15 protein-coding genes are annotated in these 19,663 nt (G+C 71.4%); 7 read left to right on the top strand and 8 right to left on the bottom strand.

What is annotated here, in order from left to right:
- The first annotated feature begins 4 nt into the window (after positions 1-4).
- Positions 5-1,459: a hypothetical protein gene (locus IPL40_06435; protein ID MBK8480796.1), complete on the top strand. Its 1,455-nt coding sequence runs from the start codon at positions 5-7 to the stop codon at positions 1,457-1,459.
- A gap of 40 nt (positions 1,460-1,499) precedes the next feature.
- On the opposite strand, the gene IPL40_06430 is transcribed toward IPL40_06435, so the two are convergent.
- Positions 1,500-2,687 (bottom strand): AAA family ATPase, encoded by a 1,188-nt coding sequence (locus IPL40_06430; protein ID MBK8480795.1) that lies wholly within the window; start codon positions 2,685-2,687, stop codon positions 1,500-1,502.
- A gap of 121 nt (positions 2,688-2,808) precedes the next feature.
- On the opposite strand from IPL40_06430, the gene IPL40_06425 reads away from it, so the two are divergent.
- Positions 2,809-3,786, top strand: coding sequence for a hypothetical protein (locus IPL40_06425; protein MBK8480794.1), 978 nt, complete (start codon positions 2,809-2,811; stop codon positions 3,784-3,786).
- Between the two features lie 31 nt (positions 3,787-3,817).
- On the opposite strand, the gene IPL40_06420 is transcribed toward IPL40_06425, so the two are convergent.
- From IPL40_06420 to IPL40_06390, 7 genes are all read right to left on the bottom strand, one after another.
- On the bottom strand, positions 3,818-5,218 hold the full coding sequence (locus IPL40_06420) for a HAMP domain-containing protein (protein ID MBK8480793.1): 1,401 nt from the start codon (positions 5,216-5,218) through the stop codon (positions 3,818-3,820).
- Complete coding sequence (locus IPL40_06415; GenBank protein MBK8480792.1) at positions 5,215-5,814, bottom strand: biotin/lipoyl-binding protein; 600 nt, start codon at positions 5,812-5,814, stop codon at positions 5,215-5,217. Before IPL40_06415 ends, IPL40_06420 begins: the two co-directional genes overlap by 4 nt.
- Positions 5,771-6,688 (bottom strand): hypothetical protein, encoded by a 918-nt coding sequence (locus IPL40_06410; GenBank protein ID MBK8480791.1) that lies wholly within the window; start codon positions 6,686-6,688, stop codon positions 5,771-5,773. Before IPL40_06410 ends, IPL40_06415 begins: the two co-directional genes overlap by 44 nt.
- Positions 6,676-7,548: a PEGA domain-containing protein gene (locus tag IPL40_06405; GenBank protein ID MBK8480790.1), complete on the bottom strand. Its 873-nt coding sequence runs from the start codon at positions 7,546-7,548 to the stop codon at positions 6,676-6,678. Before IPL40_06405 ends, IPL40_06410 begins: the two co-directional genes overlap by 13 nt.
- 13 nt (positions 7,549-7,561) lie before the next feature.
- Positions 7,562-8,524, bottom strand: coding sequence for a hypothetical protein (locus IPL40_06400; protein MBK8480789.1), 963 nt, complete (start codon positions 8,522-8,524; stop codon positions 7,562-7,564).
- Between the two features lie 19 nt (positions 8,525-8,543).
- Positions 8,544-9,395: an MBL fold metallo-hydrolase gene (locus IPL40_06395; GenBank protein MBK8480788.1), complete on the bottom strand. Its 852-nt coding sequence runs from the start codon at positions 9,393-9,395 to the stop codon at positions 8,544-8,546.
- 141 nt (positions 9,396-9,536) lie between these two features.
- The gene (locus IPL40_06390) at positions 9,537-10,709 is read right to left on the bottom strand and encodes a class I SAM-dependent rRNA methyltransferase (protein ID MBK8480787.1); all 1,173 of its coding nucleotides are present in this window, start codon (positions 10,707-10,709) and stop codon (positions 9,537-9,539) included.
- A 251-nt stretch (positions 10,710-10,960) separates the two neighbouring features.
- On the opposite strand from IPL40_06390, the gene IPL40_06385 reads away from it, so the two are divergent.
- The 5 genes from IPL40_06385 to IPL40_06365 all read left to right on the top strand — a co-directional run bounded on the left by IPL40_06385 (position 10,961) and on the right by IPL40_06365 (position 19,600).
- Positions 10,961-11,674 (top strand): hypothetical protein, encoded by a 714-nt coding sequence (locus IPL40_06385; protein ID MBK8480786.1) that lies wholly within the window; start codon positions 10,961-10,963, stop codon positions 11,672-11,674.
- 46 nt (positions 11,675-11,720) lie between these two features.
- Positions 11,721-13,409: a hypothetical protein gene (locus tag IPL40_06380; protein MBK8480785.1), complete on the top strand. Its 1,689-nt coding sequence runs from the start codon at positions 11,721-11,723 to the stop codon at positions 13,407-13,409.
- A 43-nt stretch (positions 13,410-13,452) separates the two neighbouring features.
- Positions 13,453-14,571, top strand: a complete 1,119-nt coding sequence (locus IPL40_06375) for an alpha/beta fold hydrolase (GenBank protein MBK8480784.1) — start codon at positions 13,453-13,455, stop codon at positions 14,569-14,571.
- Positions 14,564-18,517 (top strand): AAA family ATPase, encoded by a 3,954-nt coding sequence (locus IPL40_06370; GenBank protein MBK8480783.1) that lies wholly within the window; start codon positions 14,564-14,566, stop codon positions 18,515-18,517. The genes IPL40_06375 and IPL40_06370 overlap by 8 nt, the downstream gene beginning before the upstream one ends.
- Before the next feature lie 210 nt (positions 18,518-18,727).
- Positions 18,728-19,600, top strand: coding sequence for a GGDEF domain-containing protein (locus IPL40_06365; GenBank protein ID MBK8480782.1), 873 nt, complete (start codon positions 18,728-18,730; stop codon positions 19,598-19,600).
- Positions 19,601-19,663: the final 63 nt, after the last annotated feature.

Genomic DNA, 19,663 nt, shown 5'->3' with positions numbered 1-19,663 from the left:
ACAGATGGCCAGGACGAGCCAGGCTGCCAGCGCGGCGCGTGTTATCGTCACCGCCATGATGCGCCGGCGTGCTGTTGTCGTCTTGCTCCTCGCGTGCTCGCTGCTCGTGACCCCGCCGCAGGCGGGCGCCGCGCCCCAGGCCCCCGCCGACGGCGGCGTGGCTTCGGCGCCGACGCCGGAGCGCAAGGATGGTGGCGTTTGGGCCGCGCAGCAGCGCGAGAGCGAGGCCCGCGCGTTGTTGCGGGTCGTCAGCGACCTGCGCGAGCTGCGGATTCGCGCGGCGGTACCGATGATCGTCGCGAGCCGGGCGCAGGTGGTCGCGCAGATCGAGCAGCGCCTCGCCACCGAGTACGAACAGGCGGAGATCGCCAACGAGGAGCAGGTGCTCAAGCGCCTCGGTCTCCTGCCGCTGGAGCTCGATTATCGTCAGGCGGTCCTGGCGCTGCTCAGCGAGCAGATCGCCGGCTTCTACGATCCCCAGGCGCGGCGGCTGGCGATCGCCGACTGGCTGCCCCTGCTCCTGCAGCGTCCGACCCTGGTGCATGAGCTTTGCCACGCGCTGCAGGACCAGCATTTCCACCTGCTGCGCTTCGTCCGGCCCCTCAAGGATAACGGTGATCGGCAGCTCGCTCAGGCGGCCCTGGTCGAGGGCGATTGCACCGCGGTGATGCTCGAGGACGTGCTGCAACCCGCTGGGCTCGACCTCAGCAGCGTGCCCGGCCAGCTCGAGCAGTTCGTCGGTGCCGCGCTAGCGGGCGGCGGCGGCGGGGGGAAGTCAGTCCCACCCTTTCTGCGGGAGGTGCTGACCTTCCCCTATCTGAGCGGGCTGCGGCTGATCCAGCGCGTGCGGGCCACCGAGCCCTGGAGCGCGGTCTCGGCGCTCTTTCGCCGCCCGCCCGAGACGACGGAGCAGGTGCTGCACTTCGAAAAATACCGCAGCCATGAGCCTGCTCTGCGCTTGCGGCCGCGCGCGTTGCCCGCGCTAGCGTCGGCATCGATCGTGCGCCAGGACACGCTCGGTGAGTTCCAGCTCCGGCTCTACCTGGCGCAGGGCGTTGATTCCGCGGTGGCCGAGCGCGCGGCCGCAGGCTGGGGCGGCGATCGGCTCGTGGCCTATCGGCTGAGTGAGGGGGCGCCGCTGCCGGCGATTGTGCACCTTACGGCCTGGGACAGCGAGGCCGACGCGGTGGAATTCAGCAACGCGGAGCAGCATCTCTTCGCCGATCGCCTGGCACGAGAGCGGCAGCCTCCGACGCCAGAGGCGCTCGCGGGGGTGATCGTCTACCGGGACGGCGCGGGTGCCGAGTGGTCGGTCGAGCGCCGCGGAAGTCTGGTGCTCTCGCTGCTGGCCTTCCCCGCCGAGCAGCGCGCTCGGCTCCAGCAAGAGGTCTGGCTGCACTGGTGCGGCGCCGCGTTGCGCTGTGTCCGCGCGCGCGCTGCCCCGAGCAAGAGGCCATAGGCAGAGCCGGCCAACCCGCCGCTGGGCTGCTAGCAGCGCGTCAAGGTGCCGGGGCCGCGAGCTGCTGGGCGAGCGCTGCCAAGGCCTCCAGGTCGTGCACGTCGCCCGGCAGGAGCGGCACCTGGACGTAGGGCACGGCGGCGCCGCAGCGCTGCCGCAAGTGCTCGATGGCCGCGGCGTCGGCCGCCGCCATGCTCTGGGTCTGGGCCCACGAGCGCGCGAGCAGCGGCGCGGCTTCGTCGCCGGTGGCGTCATCGATCCGCTGCGCGCGCAGCGCCTCGCGCAGATTCTCCTCGTCGAGCGCCGTCGTCGCCGCGGTGCGCACCCGGTTGACCACGAAGGCCGAAGCCCGGAGCTCGCTCTCGAGCAGCCGGTCGGCGAGGGCGACGGCCTCGAGCGCGGCGCGCGGCTCCGCGGTGCAGACGATGATGAACCCGGACTCCGGTTGGTGGAGCAGCTCGGCGACGGTAGCGGCCCGCTGGCGAAAGCCGCCGAGCAAGCCGTGCATGTCGCCGAAGAAGGCCGCCACGTCGTCGAGGAAGGCGCCGCCGACGAAGCGCGCGAGGCGACGAAAGATGAAGGCGGACCCGCGGGTCAGCAGGCCGAAGCTGAAGCGCCCGGCACGCTCATAGCTGCGCAGGAAGATCTGCAGCGCGGCGCCATCCACCAGCGCCACCATTTTTTGCGGCGCCTCGAGAAAGTCGACGGCGTTGGCGGTCGGCGGGGTGTCGAGCACGACGAGGTCGTAGCGCCCGCCCGTCACCACCTCGTGCAGCTTCTCCATCGCCGCGTACTCTTGACCGCCGGCCAGCCGCGTCGAGAGCTCCTGGTAGAGCTTGTTGTTCATCACTCGCGCGCAGGTCGCGGCGTCCGTCGCGTAGCGCGCGACGACCTCGTCGAAGGTCCGCTTCTGCTCGAGCATGGCGGCGTGCAGCAGTCCGCCGCCAACGCCGACGGCGGCGAGCTTGGCTGCTGGCACCTCGCTCGGCTCGTCCGCCAGCGCGGCGATTCCCAGCGAGCTGGCGAGCCGGCGTGCCGGATCGATGGTCAGCACCAGGCTGCGGCGCCCGTGCGCGGCGGCCAGCAGCGCGAGTGACGCCGCCACGCTGGTCTTACCCACACCGCCCGCGCCGACGACCACGAGCACGCGCCGCTTGCGCACCAGCTCCACCAACGCTCCCTCGGCGCGCCAGGCGAGCGTCCCACGCTCAGTGCTATAGTCCGCCATTCCACCATCCTGACGGACCTTCGCCGCCATGCACGAGCCGCACCGTCTTCCTGCTGCCAGCCAGGGCGCATCCTACCATCCACTCCGGGTCGCCGCGTCGCGTCACGCGGCCTGGCGCCCGATGCCCGCCCTCTTGCTTGCGCTTGGCGCCTGCGCCAGCCTGATCGCCTGTGGCCGCGGCCGCGACGAGCTGCGCGAGGATGAGGCCGTCAAGCAGGTGGTCGAGGCTGACCGCCAGCTCGCCCAGCAGGAGGGCGCGCTGCTCTCGCGGCGTGGCTCGTTGCAGCGCAGCCGCACGGAGCTGCGCGGACAGCGGGCAGCGCTGCAATCGCGCAAGCTGGCGCTCGATGAGGCGGATGCGCCGGCCAAGGCAGCACTCGAGCAAGAGGAATCGAAGCTGGTGGCACTCGAGGCCAAGCTGGTGGCGCAGGAGCTCGGCCTGAACCACAAGCTCGACGCGCTGCTGCAGCAGAAGACGGGCTTGGCTGAGCGGCTCGGCAAGGAGAGCTTCGAGGCGCGCGACCTCGTCTTCGCCCGGCGCGAGGCCTCCCTGGCCCAGCGTGAGCGCGAGGTCGGGCGTCGCGAGGCAGAGGTCGGCGCGCGCGAGCGCGTGCTCGCCGAGCGGGAGCAGCAGCTCAGCGCGCGGCAGAGTCGCGGGCTGATTGCCGGAGCGACGCGCTTTGTCGCGGAACCGGCGGCGGCGGCGTTGAAGACCGGCGTGACGCGTCGCGAGGTCGAGCCGATCTATCAGGCCGCGCGGCGCACGATGGAGGCTCGGGGGCTGCTGGCAGTAGATCTTCCACCGGGCGCCGACCGCCTGATGACCGAGACGCGCCATGCGGTCGCCCGCGGCGACTTCAGCGCGGCGCGTTCGGCCGCGGAGCAGCTCGTCGTCGCCGTGCGCGGGATCGCGGTCGACCGCGCCTTCGTCGGGGCCAAGATGGGTCGCCTCTCGCAGGCGATTCGGAATCGGCCCCCGCGCGGGAAGGGCAAGGCGCGCGCCGAGGAGCTCTTTCGCCAAGCCACGACCTACTATGGCGACGGGCAGTTCGCCGCGGCCAATCGCCAGCTCAACCGCATCTACGCGCTGCTGCGCTGAGGCGCCGCTGGCGCGCGACGGGTCCTCGTTCTCAGTCGCTTCCCTGCCCGACGCCGGCCGCCTGCTGTCGGAGCGTGTCGAAGCGATAGAGCGGCAGCGCCTCGTCCATTCCCGCGGCCATCAGGGGCGCCGCGGCGCGCACGCTGATCTCGGCCGTCAGGCGCAGATAGGTCGATTCGGCGAGCAAGATCTCGCCGGCCTGGGCCTGGGCGACGATGGCTTCGGCGTGGTCGACGGCGTCGCCGACGACCACGTAGCTGGCACGTTCGACCGAGCCGAGGTTGCCCGCGGCGACGCGCCCGCTGCAGAGGCCGGCCGCGAGCGCGAGGGCCGGTTGGCCGGCGAACGCCAGCCGCCGCGCGCGGTCCGCGACGGCGGCGCGGGCGGCGACAGCGGCCCGCAGCGCGCGGAGCTCGCTCTGCGGGTCGTCAGCGGGCACGCCCCAGACGGCCTGGAGCTGGCGCTCGCTGAGCACCAGCACGACGCCGCCCTCCCGCAGCAGGGCATCGAGCAAGGGCGCCAGGTACTCGTTGACCAGGCCCAGCCGCGCGCGCGGCGCGCGCTCGGGTAGGTCCTCGGGCGCCAGTAGCGCGCAGCAGAGGATCGTCGCTGCTCGCTCCTCCACCGCCAGCTCGCGGGCGCTCTCGGCGCGCAAGACACGCTGGCGCACGGGGCCGGGTAGATAGCAGGCGTGCGCGGCCTCCAGGCGCCGCAAGGTCCGCAGCGTCTGCATCATCTGGTTGAAGGAGCCGGCGAGCTGTGCGAGCTCGTCGTGGCGACCGACGGTCACCGTCTGCGTCAGGTCGCCCTGTGCCACGGCTTCCATCGCCTGGGCCAACAAGCGCAGCGGGCGAACAGTATTGCGCGCCAGCGCGAGCGCCGCCAGCGTGCCGAGCAACAGGGCCACCCCGAGCACCCACCAGGCCGTCGTCCGCTGCGCGCTGAGTTGTCGCTCCAGGCGCCGCACATCGAAGCCGAGATGGAGCGTGCCGCGCGGTACCGGCAGGCGATACTCCTTGATCCGCCCGCGGCGCTCGACGTGGCCCGCCGCGAGCTCCTTGAGAATGACGCTTCGCCCGGCCCGAATCTGCTCGCGATAGCTCGGGTCGAGTGCGGCGAAGGCTCGCGGGTTGAGCGCTCCGTTGCGCAGCGTGCCGTCCGGGGCGCGCTCGAGCGCGTAGATCGGTCCGAGCGCGCTGCGATCGACGCTCTCGACAAAGGCCGCCAGCGGCGCGAAATCCAGCGCCCCGTCGCTCGTCCGCAGGCCGGCCAGAACTCGCGCGAGCTGCCGATCCTGATCGACGAGCTGCCCTTTTCGCGCCTCGCCGCTGCGATAGACGAGCGCGTAGCTGGCTGCGCCGACGAGGCAGGTGAGCAAGAGTGCCCCGAGCAGGCCAAACCGCAGCGCCAGCGATGGACGGAGCGCCCTCACGTGATGATCAGCAGCGTCTGGTCGCGCTCGACGCTATCACCGCCAGAGACCAACACCGCAGTGACCTGGCCCGCGCGCGGACTGAGCAGCTCATTCTCCATCTTCATCGCCTCGACCGCAGCCACGGCCTGTCCCGCCGCGACCCGCTCCCCGACGCTCACGAGCACCTTCGCCACGCGCCCGGCCATCGGCGCGGCGATCGACGCGGGGCCCGCGCTGCGCCGGCCACCCTCTGGTGCGCTCGAGCTCCGCCGTCGTTGGCGATCGTCCCAGCGCTGCAGCGCTTCGTCCGCCGTCGCCGTGAGCACCCGGAGCCGGCGGTCCTCTTGCTCCACCAGCAGGTCGTCGACGCGGCCGCTGGACGCGTCGATCAACAGCCAGCCGCCATCGCTAAGGCGCTCGGCCAGCAGCGTTTGTTCGCGTCCTTGATCCAAGATGCGATAGCGCCCGCCGCCCGTGGGCTCGAGCCGGACCTCGCGCAGGCCGCCCTCGTGCGTGAGCAGGGCGCGCCGCGGCCCCTTGGCGATCGCCGCTGGCCCGGCACCGTCGCGCTCAGGGGAGCCCAAGGGTCGCCTCGCGATCCCGAGCCACCGCATGCGGCAGCAACAGGACGGTCGTCGTCGCCGTGGCCGCGACCAGCACCCCGAAGGCGGTGACGGCCCACCAGCGCCGATACCAGGGCCACCGGACGCCGGCTCCCAGGCCCCCCTCGGCCTGCTCGACGCCGCTCGGGTTCGCGCCCAAGGCGAGCGAGAGGGGTTGCAGCTTCACGCGCAGCGTTTGGCGCTGGGCGTAGCTGATCTGCACGAAGCGCACGTCATCATGAAAGGCCTGATGGGCGACGCGCAGCGTGTGGGTGCCCACGGGGATCCCCTCGAGCGTAGCCTGCGCGCCGCGGGCCACCCGTCGCCCGTCGAGATAGATCCACGCGGCGGGTGCGTCGACGCTGAGCGCCAGCGTCCCGACGTAGCGCTGGGGCAAGAGCAGGTGCACCAGCAGCGCCTCCTCGTCCGAGGCGCTGGCTCGCAGCGCTTCGGCGCCGGAGTCGGGGCCGAGCAGCGCGCGCGCTCGGCGCATCTCCGCGCCACGGGCGCCATGCGCCCGCAGGTAGACCACATAGGCCGCGCCGGTGCCTCCGACCTCCCCGCTGACCAGCACGTCGACGCCGAGGCGCCGCGCGAGCGCAGCCGCGCAGGCAGCGTCCTCGAAGCACTCGGGAGGCGTGGCCCGCAGCCGCCGCAGCAGCCGCGGCTGCTCGAGCCAGCGCAGCCCCTTCAGGGCGGCTGTCGCGCGGCGCAGCCGGCGCTCGACGGCGCGCGTCTCGTCGGCGCCGATGCCGAGCGCGATCAGCGGAGCGAGCACGGCCACGCGCGCGCGGCCGGCGGCCAGCGTGGGCGTGACCGGCAGCGCCAAGAGCGAGGCGATGGCGCAGAGCGCGGCCTTCGTCGCGCCGCACCTCAACGGGCACATCGCGCCGGCTCCGCATCGCAGTTGATCCCCGAGTCATTGGCCAGCGCCAGCCCGAGCGCGGCGCCGAGCACTGCAGCCCCGACGCCGACGGTGGTCCAGAACCATGGGCGACTGAACCAAGGCGGAGCGCCGACGCCCTGCGGCGCAGTCGCCCGCCGGGCTGGCCTCTGCGGGCTGATCGTCGGCTCGAGCGCGACGATCAGCTGCGCCACGTTCTGCAGCGGCACCTCTACCGCCTGGAGCACGTCGTGGTGTCCAGCCTTGCTCACGCGCAGCGTGTGCCGCCCGACCGCCAGGTTGTGTTGGGGCGCCAGCGGGCTATGTCCGAGCAGTCGCCCGTCGAGGTAAACGGCGGCGCCCGGGACCCCGACCTGCACATTGAGCGAGCCGCGCAGACGCTCCGGCGCGACCAGCCGGAAGGCCGCCAGGCGGATCGCCTCAATTAGCCGATCGGGTGCGCCGTTGAGCGTGTCGCTGACGCGGCGGACCTCCCGTTCCGAGCTGACGTCGACCAGCTTGAGGTTGATCACATAGCTGTCGCCGAGGGCGCCGATGTTGCCGGAGATGATCTGATCGACGGCGAGCAGCCGACCCGCGAGCGCCAGGCAGCGGGCCTCGCCCGTGCAATCGCTGAGCGCGGGGTGGCTCAGGCGCAGGCGCTCCAGCGCTCGGGTGCCGGGGAGGGTTGCGTCGGCCAGCCGTCCGAGCTCGGCGCGCAGCAGTCCCTCCAGCCGCGCAACGATGCGTGGATCGATGCCCAAGGGGTCGATGCGAAAGACCGCCAGCCGCGCGCCCCGCGCGGGTGCGCCGGCCGCGAGCAGGGCGACCAGCGCGAGCGCCAGGGTGACTCGGCGCCTCATGCCTGCACGCTGCTCATGAGGGCAAGCCCGCGACGCCCGTCGCCGCGCGCGCCTCGAGCGTCGCGCCGAGCTGCACGACCAGCGGCTCCAGCGCCGCGCGATCGAGGCGGGGCGCGAAGATCAAGGGTAGCTCGGTTCGCCGCAGCGGCAGGCGGCGCGCGAGCTCGGCTAGATAGTGGTCGTTGATCGCCCGACGCTCGCGCAGCAGGCGCGTGGCGCGCAGCGCGAGGTCGAGGCCGCTCTGCGCAGGCGGCGCGGCGCGCTGCAGCACCTCGTCGAGCGCGGCGCTGGCCGTCAGATCGGCGGGGTAGAGCGCGTTGACCAACAGCCGGTCGACGTCGAGCAGCAGCTCGTCGTGGGCGGCGCGGTGCAGGTCGATGGCCTCGCTGACGGCCATCTCCTCGGCGAGGGTCACGAGCCACATCGTGGTTCGCGCAGGGTCGCCGAGGAGCTCGCGTGCCCGGCGCGCGTCGCCGGTCAGCGGACCCTCAGGAACGGCATCGAGGATGACCTGCGGAATCCGCAGCATGCTCACCAGGTGGCCGGTCGCTGGACCATCGAAGATGACCGTTTGGAAGCGGCTCTCCCCGTCGCTGCGCTGCTCGGTCGTGTGATACCAGGCCTTGCCGACCATCGAGTACGCCTCGAGCGCGGGCACGGCGCGCAGGAACGAACGCACCAGGCGGTTCTCGAGCACGAGGTGATAGAGCGCGCGGAAGTGCAGCACGAGGAGCCCCATCTCGCGAATCGAGGCCTGCGGGTCCATGTTGACGGCCCACAGGTCGGGTGCGACGGGACGAATCTCCTCGTCGATGCGCTCGCAGCCGTAAACCTCCGCGAGGGGCGGTCGGGCGCGCACGTGGGCGATTAGCGTGCGGTGGCCGCGCCGGGCGAGGGCCAAGCCGAGCGCCACGGCGACCGTGGTGCGGCCGACGCCACCCTTTCCACCGATAATGATTAGCCGATGGACCGGCATAACCCGCCAGCGGCTGCGCTCAAGAGAGGTCGATCTTCAGGCCCTCGTGGGCGGCGAGCGTCGCGGGAAACGCGCGCTTGGCCTGGGTCTCGATCGCGTCGACCATCGCGTCGTCGTGATCCGGATCGTGGTGGAAGAGCACGAGCTGGCGCACGCGCGCGGCTCGCGCGACGCGCACGCCTTCCTCCCAGGTGCTGTGGCCCCAACCGGTTCGCGCCGCGTTCTCGCCGCTGCCGGCGTACTCCTCCGGCGTGTACATCGCATCGTAGACCAACACGTCCGCGCCGTCGGCCAGGCCGCAGATCTTCTGGTCGAGGGTGGCGTAGTGCTCCGTATCCGTGGCGACGACCACCGCGTGGCCGCCGTAGTCGACGCGGTAGGCGAAGACGCCCCCCGGGTGATTGAGGCGCGCATTGCTCACCACCGCGTCGCCGCAGCAGACGCTCTCGCCCTCGTGCAGATCGTGGAACTCGATCTGTGCCGCGAGCTCGCCGAGCGTCACCGGAAAGTTGGGGTAGCTCATCTGGCCGGCCAGCGTGTCCGAGAGCGTCGCCGAGAGCTTCTTGGCGCCGAAGAGATCGAGGCGCGTCCCCTTGACGAAGGCCGGCGCAAAGAAAGGAAAGCCCTGAATGTGATCCCAGTGGAAGTGCGTGAAGAACATGCGCGCCGTGATCGGCGCCTGGCCGATGAGCTGGTTTCCGAGCCCCCGCAGCCCGGAGCCTGCGTCGATCACGATCAGCTCGGCGCCGGCGCGGATTTCAATGCAGGGGGTGTTGCCGCCGTAGCGTACCGTGGACGGTCCAGGCACCGGCACGCTGCCGCGCACGCCCCAGAAGCGGACGGAGAACATGTCTGCCTCCTCGCGCCGCATCTTAGCCCAGCCAGCGGGGGCGCGGAAACTACTTCGCGCACCGCTACTTCGCGCGCGCCGACCGCGCGCGCGAAGTAGCGGTGCGGGTCGTCGGTCACGCCGGCCGAATCACGGCTGAATCACGGCCCGATCACGACCGGATCAGCGGTGTACGGCGCTGAGCAAGAACGTGAGGTACTCGCCTTCGGGAAACGCGGGCGTCGAGGGGTGGTCGGCGCCCGCCCCGCAGCGCTCGAGCAGGCGCAGCTCACACTGCGCCTCGGCTGCCGCGCGCGCCATCACGCGGCGCAGCTCGTCGAGCGGAATCAGCTGGGAGCAGCAGGCCAGGGCGAGCAATCCGCCCGCGCTGATCGTGTTCAAGGCCAGGCGCAACAGCTTATGGTAGCCCTTGAGCGCCGCCGGCACCTGGCTGCGGTGGGCGGCGAACTTCGGTGGGTCGAGCACGATGAGGTCGAAGCTCTCCGGCTGCTGCGTCGCCAGATAGGGCATCGCGTCGGCCTCGATCAGCGTCAGTTGGAGGCCGTTGTTCGCGGCGTTGCGGCTTGCGGCGGCCAACGCGCGCGCCGAGCTGTCGACCGCAGTCACGGCGCTGGCACCCGCCTGCGCGGCGTTGAGGCCGAAGGCGCCGGTGTAGCAGTAGAGATCGAGCACGCGGCGGCCCGCTGCCCGCTCGGCGATGCGCCGGTGGTTCTCCCGCTGATCGAGGAAGAGGCCGGTCTTCTGGCCCTCGCCGAGTTCCACCGCGTAGGCGAGGCCGTTTTCGCGGCAGCGCAGGGCCGTGCTCGTGCCGCGCAGCAGCCCGCGTCCCTCACCAAGGCCCTCCTTGGCGGCGAAGGCTCCCGGGCTGGCCTCGACGACGACCGAGGGCTCGAGCAGCAGGTCGAGCTCCGCGTAGATCCACTCCGCCCGCCGCTGGAGCGCGTTGCCCGTGAACTGCACGACGATCGCCCGCCCGTAGACGTCGACGACGAGCCCGGGCAGCCCGTCGCCTTCGGCATTGACCAGCCGATAGCAGTCGGTGGCGGACGAGGGCAGCGCCAGCGACTGGCGCAGGCGCAGTGCGCTGGCGAGTCGCCGCGCCAGCCACGCGCGGTCGATCAACTCGTCCGGGCGCCAGCTCAGCATCCGGGCGGCGATCGCCGAGCGCGGATTATAGGCGGCGCGGCCGATCGAGCGCAGGTCGGCGTCGAGGACCTCGACGACGTCGCCGGCCTCCGCCTCGCCGACCAGGCGCCCGACGGCTTGCGCGAAGATCCAAGGGTGCCCATGCCAGAGCGGCCGCGCCCGGCCCTGCTTGACGATCAGCTGCGCCATCGGCGCAGCCTCGCCGATTTCTCCTCGTCGCTGCAACCGCGACGGTGTGCGCCCTCTCGCGGCGGCCGGCGGCCGGGAAGCTTGTGATTCGGGCCCGAAAGGGTAGCATGCGAGCGTCTGGCCTTCGATCCTTGGGGGGTCGAGCGCGAGTGGCCGGGGGAAAAACTGCGGTGAGCCCGAGGTGCCCATACCGGAGGCGACGCCGGGGGGCGCGCGCGGAACCCAAGGGTCTGGCGCGGAAGGAGCGGATGATGCGGATGATCAGGATGACGCAAAGGGCATTGAGGGTCTTGATCGGTGGGCTGCGCGGCATGCTCGGTGGCACGCTGGCGCTGGCCTTGCTGCTCAGCGGCTGCTCGGACAGCGATCCCCCGGCGGGTGATGCGGGCGTGGTCGCGCGAGATGCGCGCACTGCGGCAGACGCTGCCGTCGGCAACCCCTACAACACCGTGACCGCGGTGACGGCCTTTCATGACGGTAAGACCCTCGTAATGGCGGGCAGCAACATCCCGACGCATCCGCAGGGGGCCGACGAGAACATGAACCTCGGTACGGCCACGCAATGCCTGCATAAGGTGACGATGAAGCTCAACGCCGGTCCGCAGCTGGTCGTCACGACGGAGCTCGGTACGCTCAATGGTGCGCCGACCGCTGACAGCGTCGGGACCTGCGATCGGACGACTGTGTTCGGCGCGCCGCTGACCTTCACGACCTCGGCGCTGCTGATCGAAAACGTGGCGGCGGACGGCAGCTGTTTCGACCTCAGGGCGACCTATACCGGCTTCGCGCAGGAAGGGCGCGGCGCGATCGCCGCCGACGGTCGCAGTGCCCGCTACGAGCTCTACATTGCCGGCGTGGCCACCGGCCATCGCTGCGCAGATGGGCCGCTCGGTAGCAAGACCGTCAAGCTGGCGGGGAACCCGGTCACGGGCGATTCCGTCGGGACCTTCGTCCTGCAGCAGTAAGGTGTCGGCGCAGCCGCAGACAGGCGTGGCGCGCGCCCCGGCGTGTCTGCTGGCGTCCGCTGCCCGCACCGCTCGCGCCCCCGCTCGACGCGCTCCTCACTGCCTCGCGCCGCTCTTGATCGCGGCCGTCGCGCTGGGGCCCTCCGGCCGCGCCCTGGCGCGCGCGCCCGACCCGGGGTTCAACGCCTGGTATGAGCTGCGCGACCGCCACGACGACGGGCCCTTTCGCGAGCTGACCCTGATCAACTACTTCTTCGTGCGCGGGATGGCGACGCGCGTCCGGGCCGACACGACGCTGCTGCGAGGCGTCTCGACCGGTCCCTTTGGCATCGGTCCGGTCGGCAGCGCCGGCCGCGTCGGCAGCGGCTCGACCTATCTCGTCGAGCAGCGCTGGATCCCCGTCCTCTCGGCCACGCCCTTCTTCACCGACGGCTGGGCCGAGTTTCGCGCGATGCTCGAGGTCGACTACGCCTGGGGCTTCTCGGCCAATGCCGTCGGCCAACACCAGGGCGGCGGGTTCAACGCCGATCAGCTGAACCTCGTCACCAAGGGGGTCTATACCGCCCTCTTTCCCACGCGCAACCCGCAGCAGCTGAGCATTCTGCTCGGGACGCAACCCTTCTTCGATTCGATCTACAGCCCGCACAGCACGCCGGCCCTCGAGCTGATGCGCTCCGGTTATAAGATGAGCTTCCTCGCCACCGACGCCACCGGGATCGCGGCCTTCGGCGCGCACGGACCGCTGCTGGCCAAGGCGGCCTTCGTCCCGCTCGGGGTGGCCCAACCCCGCAAGGCGAGCGCCAACGATCCGGGCTATGCCTTCGCGTACCTCGTGACGACAGACCTCGCCCTCAGGCTCCAGCCGGGCACGGTCGTTGGACTGTCCTATTGGTATCTGCGGGACGACACCGAAGGTCAGTCCTTCGCGGTCGAGGGCCTGGTGCGTGGCGGTCCGGGCCCCGGCGGGCTCGCCGCGATCACCGGGCACGTCGCGATGCAGCTCCAGCGCCCGACCGGCGTCGTGCACTACGCTGGGCTGAACTTCCACCATAACCTGCGCTTCTTCACCAGCCCCTTCTCCGCCTCGGGCTTCCTGCTCTTCAATGCCGGCCGCTACCGGGCGCACGATCCGCGCTCGCTCAACCAACACGTCGACCTCCGGGGTTGGGCCGCCAACCTCGAGGGCGCGTATCACTACGGCTCTTCGCTCAAAGATGTCGTCACGCTGGAGCTGATGCTGACCAACGGCGACAGCGACGATAGTGACGGGCGGCAGCGCGGGCCCTTCACGCTCAACAACTACGGCGCGATGGGCGCGTTCTGGGCCAACCATCGCACGCTCCTCTTGCTGCCCTTCGCGCGCACCGCGATCAACGCCACCGGCGCCGTGGTCGACATCTCGAACCAGGGCTTCGGCCTGGCCGCCGCGATTGCCAGCGGCAGCTACGACCTCGTGCCCAACAAGCTCAACCTCAAGCTCGGCGTGGCCCTCGGCTCGTGCTTCGCCGACCCGCCGCCCTTTCGCGAGCTCGGCGGCAGCGACCCGCCGCTGCGCGATCGGGGCCGGCTGATCGGCACCGAGCTCAACGCCGAGCTCGTCTACCAGCTGCGCTTCCTGATGGAGGTGGGCCTGCACGCTGGCGTGCTCTTCCGCGGGGACTTCTACGACGGCAATAGTTGGGTGGTGGCGAATCCGCTAGCAGCGTTTCTCACCTTCACCTGGTACGTATTCTGAGGACCTGGCGCGAAGCACGTGCCTAGCGCCTCGGAGGTGGAGCATGCGACTGACGTGCCGGCGGGCGTGGCTGGGCGGCGGTGCTGCGCGGGCCGCTGCCCTGGCGCTCGCATGCTGCGCGGCGAGCTGTGTGCCTTCCTATCGCCGTGCCGCGCCGCTGACCTTTGCCCAGTTGCCCTATCGCTCGCTCCGAGGCCAGGCCTGGCCCCTCTTCTGGCTGGTCTCGACCGATTTGCCGGCCCGCTATGGCATGCGCACGCCGCGCCTGCGGGTGGCCTACGTCGAGCTCAATCCGCGCGGCGCGCGGACCATCGTCTTCGTCCACGGGATGAGCGCGCAGCTCCGCCATTGGCAGTACCAGCTCGACGACTTCGCTGCGGCGGGCTACCGCGTGCTGGCGCTGGATCTGCCCGGTTATGGCAAGTCGGACAAGCCAGGATCCTTCCCCTACACCATGGAGTCACTGGCGGACGCGCTGCTCGAGCTCCTCGAGCGGCGGGGCATCGAAGCGCCGATCATCGTCGGTCACAGCATGGGTGGGCACATCGCGCTCTCGCTGGCGATTCGTCACCCGCGGCGTGTCGGTGCGCTGGTGCTGACGAACTCGGCGGGGCTCGAGTACTTCTCGCGGGGCGACCGCGCGTGGTTCGAGAAGATCACGAACAGGGGCTCGCTGGGGGGCGGCCTGTCGGAGTACGCGCTCTGGGGCGCCTTCCGGCTGCGGGTTTTTTCGCGCTGGCGTGACGACTTGCGCTGGCTGATCGAGGAGCGCGTGCGCCTTCAGCAGTCCGCCGCGGCCGAATTCGATCAGAGTCTCTACGCCATGGTCAAGTGCGTGCGGGCCATGAGCGAGACCGAGTTCACGCGCCAGCACCTCGGCCAGCTCGAGCTCCCGACGCTGATCGTCTTTGGTGCCGATGACCGGTTGATCCCGAATGCCGAGCTGCATGGCGGGACGACGCGCAGCGTGATGGCACCGGCGCAGCGGGCGATTCGCGGCGCGACGCTGGTCGCGCTGCCGCGCTGTGGTCACGAGCCGCAGCTCGACTGCCCGACGGAGTACAACCGCGCGCTCGCCGCGTGGTTGTCGACGCCTGGGGTCGTGCGGGCGACCCAGCCCTCGGCGGCCGCGCACACTGGACCAAGGCGCGACGATGGCTGAGGCGCCCTCGAGCAGCGCGAGCCCCCGTGGCACCGCACGCTACCGCCTGGAAGACCGCATCGGGGCGGGGGGGATGGGCGTGGTCTATCGCGCCCGCGATCTCGAGCGCGACAAGCTCGTTGCCCTGAAGATGCTGAGCCTGACGCAGCCGCAGGCGCTCTACCGCTTCAAGCAGGAGTTCCGCGCGCTGGCCGACATTCGCCACGCCAATCTGGTGACGCTCTATGAGTTCCACGCCGAGGGCGATCGCTGGTTCTTCACGATGGAGTACGTCGACGGGCGCTCCCTGCTGGCCTACGTGCGCGGCAGCGAGCCGCAGCTCGAGGGTCCGCCGACCCTGTGGAGCGATGAGCCGGGCGAGCGAGACGTCGCAGGCGCGCCGCCGCTCGGGCCCGCCAGCATCGTCACCTCCGATCAGACTGCGGTCCGCGCGGCTGCCGCGGCGCCGGAGCTCGCCTCGGCAGCCCGGCGCGGCGACGGTCCGACGCTGACCGTTGACGGTCTTCCTGGCGCGCTGGTCGACGCGGCGAGCGGCACCGCGGGCGCTGAGCCGCTCGCCGGACGACCGCTCCCGCAGCGCGTGGTGCATCCGCTGAGCACCGCCGAGCAGTACGCCCGGCTGCGGGCGACCTTGGGCCAGCTGATCGCCGGACTTCAGGCGATCCACCGCGCCGGCTATGCGCACTGTGACGTCAAGCACTCCAACGTGCTGGTCACCGCCGAGGGACGGGTCGTCCTGCTCGACTACGGTCTGGTGACCGACGTCGATCCGTCGCAGCTGCGTCGACAGGGTCGCAAGGGCGAGCTGTCCGGCACGCCGCTCTACATGGCGCCGGAGCAGTTCCACGGCCAGCGGCCGAGCGCGGCGAGTGACCTCTACGCCACGGGAGTGCTGCTCTATCTCACGCTGACGGGCTGCGCACCCTTCACCGGCACGCCCCGCGATCTGGGTGAGCAGAAGACGCTGATCGATCCGCTGCGGCCACAGGCGTTGTCGGCGACCGTCCCGCAGGGCCTCGATGCTTTGTGCATGGACCTGCTACGCCGCGACCCCGCGGCGCGACCGACGGCGGACGAGGCGCTCGCGCGGCTCGGTCGCGAGGGAGAGCGGCGGCGCGATCCGATCTCGGTTCCCGTGCTGACCGAGCTGCTCGGCGAGCTGCTCGGCCGCGAGGAAGAGCTCGCGGTGCTCGGCCGCGCCTTCTCCGAGGTGATCGCGGGTCGACCCGCGACGATCCTCGTGCATGGCGGCGCCGGCGTCGGCAAGTCCGCCCTGGTGGCGACCTTTCGCCAGCAGGTCGAGGCGGCCGCGCAGGCCGTTGTGCTCGCAGGCCGCTGCTACGAGCGAGAGACGGTGCCCTACAAGGCGCTGGACGCGCTCTTCGACGCGCTGGCGATCTTCCTGCTGCGCGAGCCCCCACAACAGGTGGCGGGCTGGCTGCCGCAGGGCGTTGGAATCTTGGCGCGAATGTTTCCGGTGCTCGAGCAGGTGCCGGCAATCCGCGAGGCCGCGCCAGTGCCGGAGGCCCTGCGCGACCCGCGCGCCTTCCGGCGGCAGGCGGTGGTCGTGATGCGGGAGCTCTGGCGCCGACTGAGTCGCCAGCGCCCGCTGGTGCTGGCGATCGACGACGTGCAGTGGGGTGATCGCGATAGCGGCCTACTGCTCGCCGACCTGCTCGATTCTCCCGATCCGCCGCCGCTGCTCTTACTGCTGAGCTATCGCACGGCCGAGGGGCGCAAGAATCCGCTCCTCGGGGCGCTCGGAACGCCGCTCCAGGCCGCGAGCGAGCTCGCGCTCGGGCCGCTCGAGGTGATGCAGGCGCAGGCGATTGCGTCGCGTATCCTGGGGCCCCAGGCCGGACCCGAGTTGGCGCAACGGATCGCAATCGAATCGGGAGGCAACGCCTACTTCGTCGGCGCGCTGGCCTATCATGTCCGGAGCCACAGCGGTGTCACTGCCGCCCAGGGCCTGAGTCACGTGCGGCTCGAGGACGTGGTTGTCGAGCAGGTCTCGGCGTTGCCGCCGGCGGCGCAGCGGGTGCTCGAGGCCGTGGCCGTGGCTGCCGAGCCGCTCCCCCAGAGCGTGCTGCAACAGGCGGCCGAGCTCGAGGGCGAGGCGGCCTACGACGCCCTGATTCTGCTGCGGACGCAGCGCCTGGTCCGCACCGAGGGCCTGCGTCGCACCGACCTGATCGAGGCCTACCATGATCGGGTGCGTGAGGTGATCTGGGCGCGCCTGAGCGCCGAGACCCTGCGCCAGCACCACCGGCGCCTGGCCTGGGCCTTCGTCAACTCCGGGCAGGGCGACCCTGCCGTGTTAGCGCGCCATTTCGATGGCGCCGGCGATGCGGAGCGCGCGCGGCCGGCCTACGTCGAGGCTGGTCGACGCGCGGTGCGGGCCTTGGCCTTCGACCGCGCGACGGAGCACTTCGGTCGCGCTCTGGCGCTGCACGCCTCGTCCGCCGCCGTGCCGGTGGCGTTGCGGGTCGCCTACGCCGAGGCGCTGGCCAACGCCGGCTATGGTCCACGCGCGGCGCAGGCCTATCTGCAGGCGGTCGCCGGGGCCGATCCCGCCCTCGCGCTGGAGTACCGACAACGTGCTGCGCTGATCATGCTCGACTACGGGCATATCGCCGAGGGGCGCGCGACGCTCCAGCAGGTGCTGACCGAGCATCAGATCGCGGGCCTGGCCGCTGGGCGGGTCGGTCGGGCGCGGATGCTGCTTCGGCGGGCCCAGCTGCGGCTACGCGGCCTGCGCTTCAAGGAGCGCGAGCCGCAGACGATTGCGCCCGAACGGCTCCATCGCATCGATGTGCTCTGGAGCGTCGGTCTGGGGCACGTCCTGGTCGATACGGTGCCATTGACGGAGTACAACACGCTGGCGCTGATCGAGGCGCTCAACGTCGGCGACCTGCCGCGCATCACGCGCAGTCTGGCGCTGGAGTTGACGGTCTCGGGCATGCGCGGCCGCAAGGCGCTGGCGCGTAATCGGCGCCTGATCGCGATGGCGCAGGCCTTGAGCGAGCGCGTCGACGATCCCTATATCCGTGGCCTGGTCGCCTATGGCACCGCCGTCGTCCACGTCCAGATGTGGGACCATCAGGCGTCGTTGCCGTGGATGGACCTCGCCTGCGATCTGCTGCGCAATCGCTGCGTCGGCCACGGCGCGGACGCTAACCGAGCGGAGGTCTCGCGGATCATCAACTACTGCTTTCTCGGCAAGCTGGCGCTGCTGCGCGCCGCGGTCCGTGAGGCGCTGCGCGATGCCGAGAAGTACGGTGAGCGCCAGCTCGCGACGAGCCTCCGCGGCGGAGTGCAGGCGACCTACTGGTTGCTCGACGACGACGTCGAAGGCGCCCGCCGGGCGCGGCAGGAGCTGTGGGACCTATGGCCCCACGGCTCTGGCTTCCTGCGCCACTATTGGGATGCCTACAGCAGGGTGGCGATCGACCTCTATGCCGGCGATGGTCGCCGCGCCTGGCAGCAGGTCGAGGAGCATCGCGCCGTGCTCTTTCATCCGGCCCTCGAGCGCATCGCCCTCGGCCGTTTGGGCCGGACGGAGCTGACTGCCCGCGCGGCGCTGGCTGCCGCAGCGGCGACGCCGGGTGACCGCGCGCGCGCGCGCGTGCTGGCCGCCGCCGAACGACTCGCGCAGCGGCTCGCCGACGAGCGGCTCGCCGCGCCGAGCGCGGTGGCGCGTCTGGTGCGTTCCCGCGTCCTCGAGCTGCGGGGGCAGGGCGAGGCGGCCCTGGAGGAGTTGCAGGCGGCCGAAGATGCTCTCGCGGCGCAGTCCTTTGCGCTTCACGCGATGGCGGCGCGCCGCCGCCGCGGCGCGCTGCTCGGTGGCGCCGCTGGCCAGGCGCTGCGCGACCAGGCGGACGCGTGGCTTCGCGAACAAACGGTCGTGCATCCCGGGCGCTTTGCGAGGTTTTGGGCCCCGCATTAGCCGCGCGCGCGGGCCGGCTGAAGCGTGCCTGCGGCGGGGCAGCCGCTGCGGTGGCGTCGCAGAAGCCTTGCCTCGCGGCCCGAGAGGCCCCTAGACTTTCCAGCGATGCATCGATCTCGACCCCCCGCTGAGGTGCCGCCGAGCAGTGAGCCGACGCTGCCTAGCGTCCCGGAGCGCCTGCCGCCAGCGGCAGCGCCAGGATCCAGGAGCGTGGGCCATCTGATCGTGCTCAGGGGAGCGAGCGTCGGACATGTCTTCAGTCTCGGCGGCGCGCGCAGCGTGCTCGGGCGCGACGAAGGCTGCGAGATCGTGCTGCAGGATCCGGGCGTGTCGCGGCGGCATGCCGAGGTCTTGCGCGAGCAGGATGGCTCCTGCTGGTTGGCGGATTGCGGGAGTCGCAACGGCACCTATCTCAACGCCGTGGCCGTCAGTGAGCGCGTGCTGCTGCGGGAGAACGACCGGCTCCAGATCGGCCTGCTCTCCGTGCTCCGCTTCACCCTCGATGAGGGCATCGAGGCCAGCTACGCGCGCGCGATGTACGACGCCGCGCTCCGCGATCCGCTGACGGGCGTCTTCAATCGGCGCTACTTCGATCAGCGGCTGCCGGCCGAGGTCTCGTTCGCGCGGCGGCAAGGTTCTGCCTTGGCGCTGCTGCTCATCGATCTCGACCACTTCAAGCAGGTCAACGACAGCCACGGACACCTCGCCGGCGACCAGGTGCTGCGTGAGGTCGGTTCGCGCCTGGTGCGCGCGATGCGCTCGGAGGATGTCGTGATGCGCTTCGGCGGCGAGGAGTTCGCGGTGCTCTCGCGCGGCGCAAATGCCGCGGTGGTGGGCGAGCGCATCCGCGCGACCATCGCCAGCGAGGTCTTCCACGGCGACCAGGCGCTGCAGCTGCGGTTGACGGCGAGCGTGGGCGTCAGCGTCCTTCCGGACCCCTCCATCGAGGATCCAACGGCGCTCATCGCGGCCGCTGACGAGGCGCTCTACCGCGCCAAAGAGCAGGGCCGCGACCGCGTCGTCGTCGGCGCTGACTGCCCTGCTGCCGCGGCGGAGGCCGTCTCCGCAGGCGAGGACCCCTGAAGCCTGCGCGCGCCCGCGCGGAGGGCTTCCGGCCGTCGGGCAGACCGTGGCCGCAACCGAGAG

This window comes from Pseudomonadota bacterium (assembly GCA_016711215.1).
Lineage (GTDB): Bacteria > Myxococcota_A > Polyangia.
This window is presented reverse-complemented; position numbering and strand designations above follow the sequence as displayed.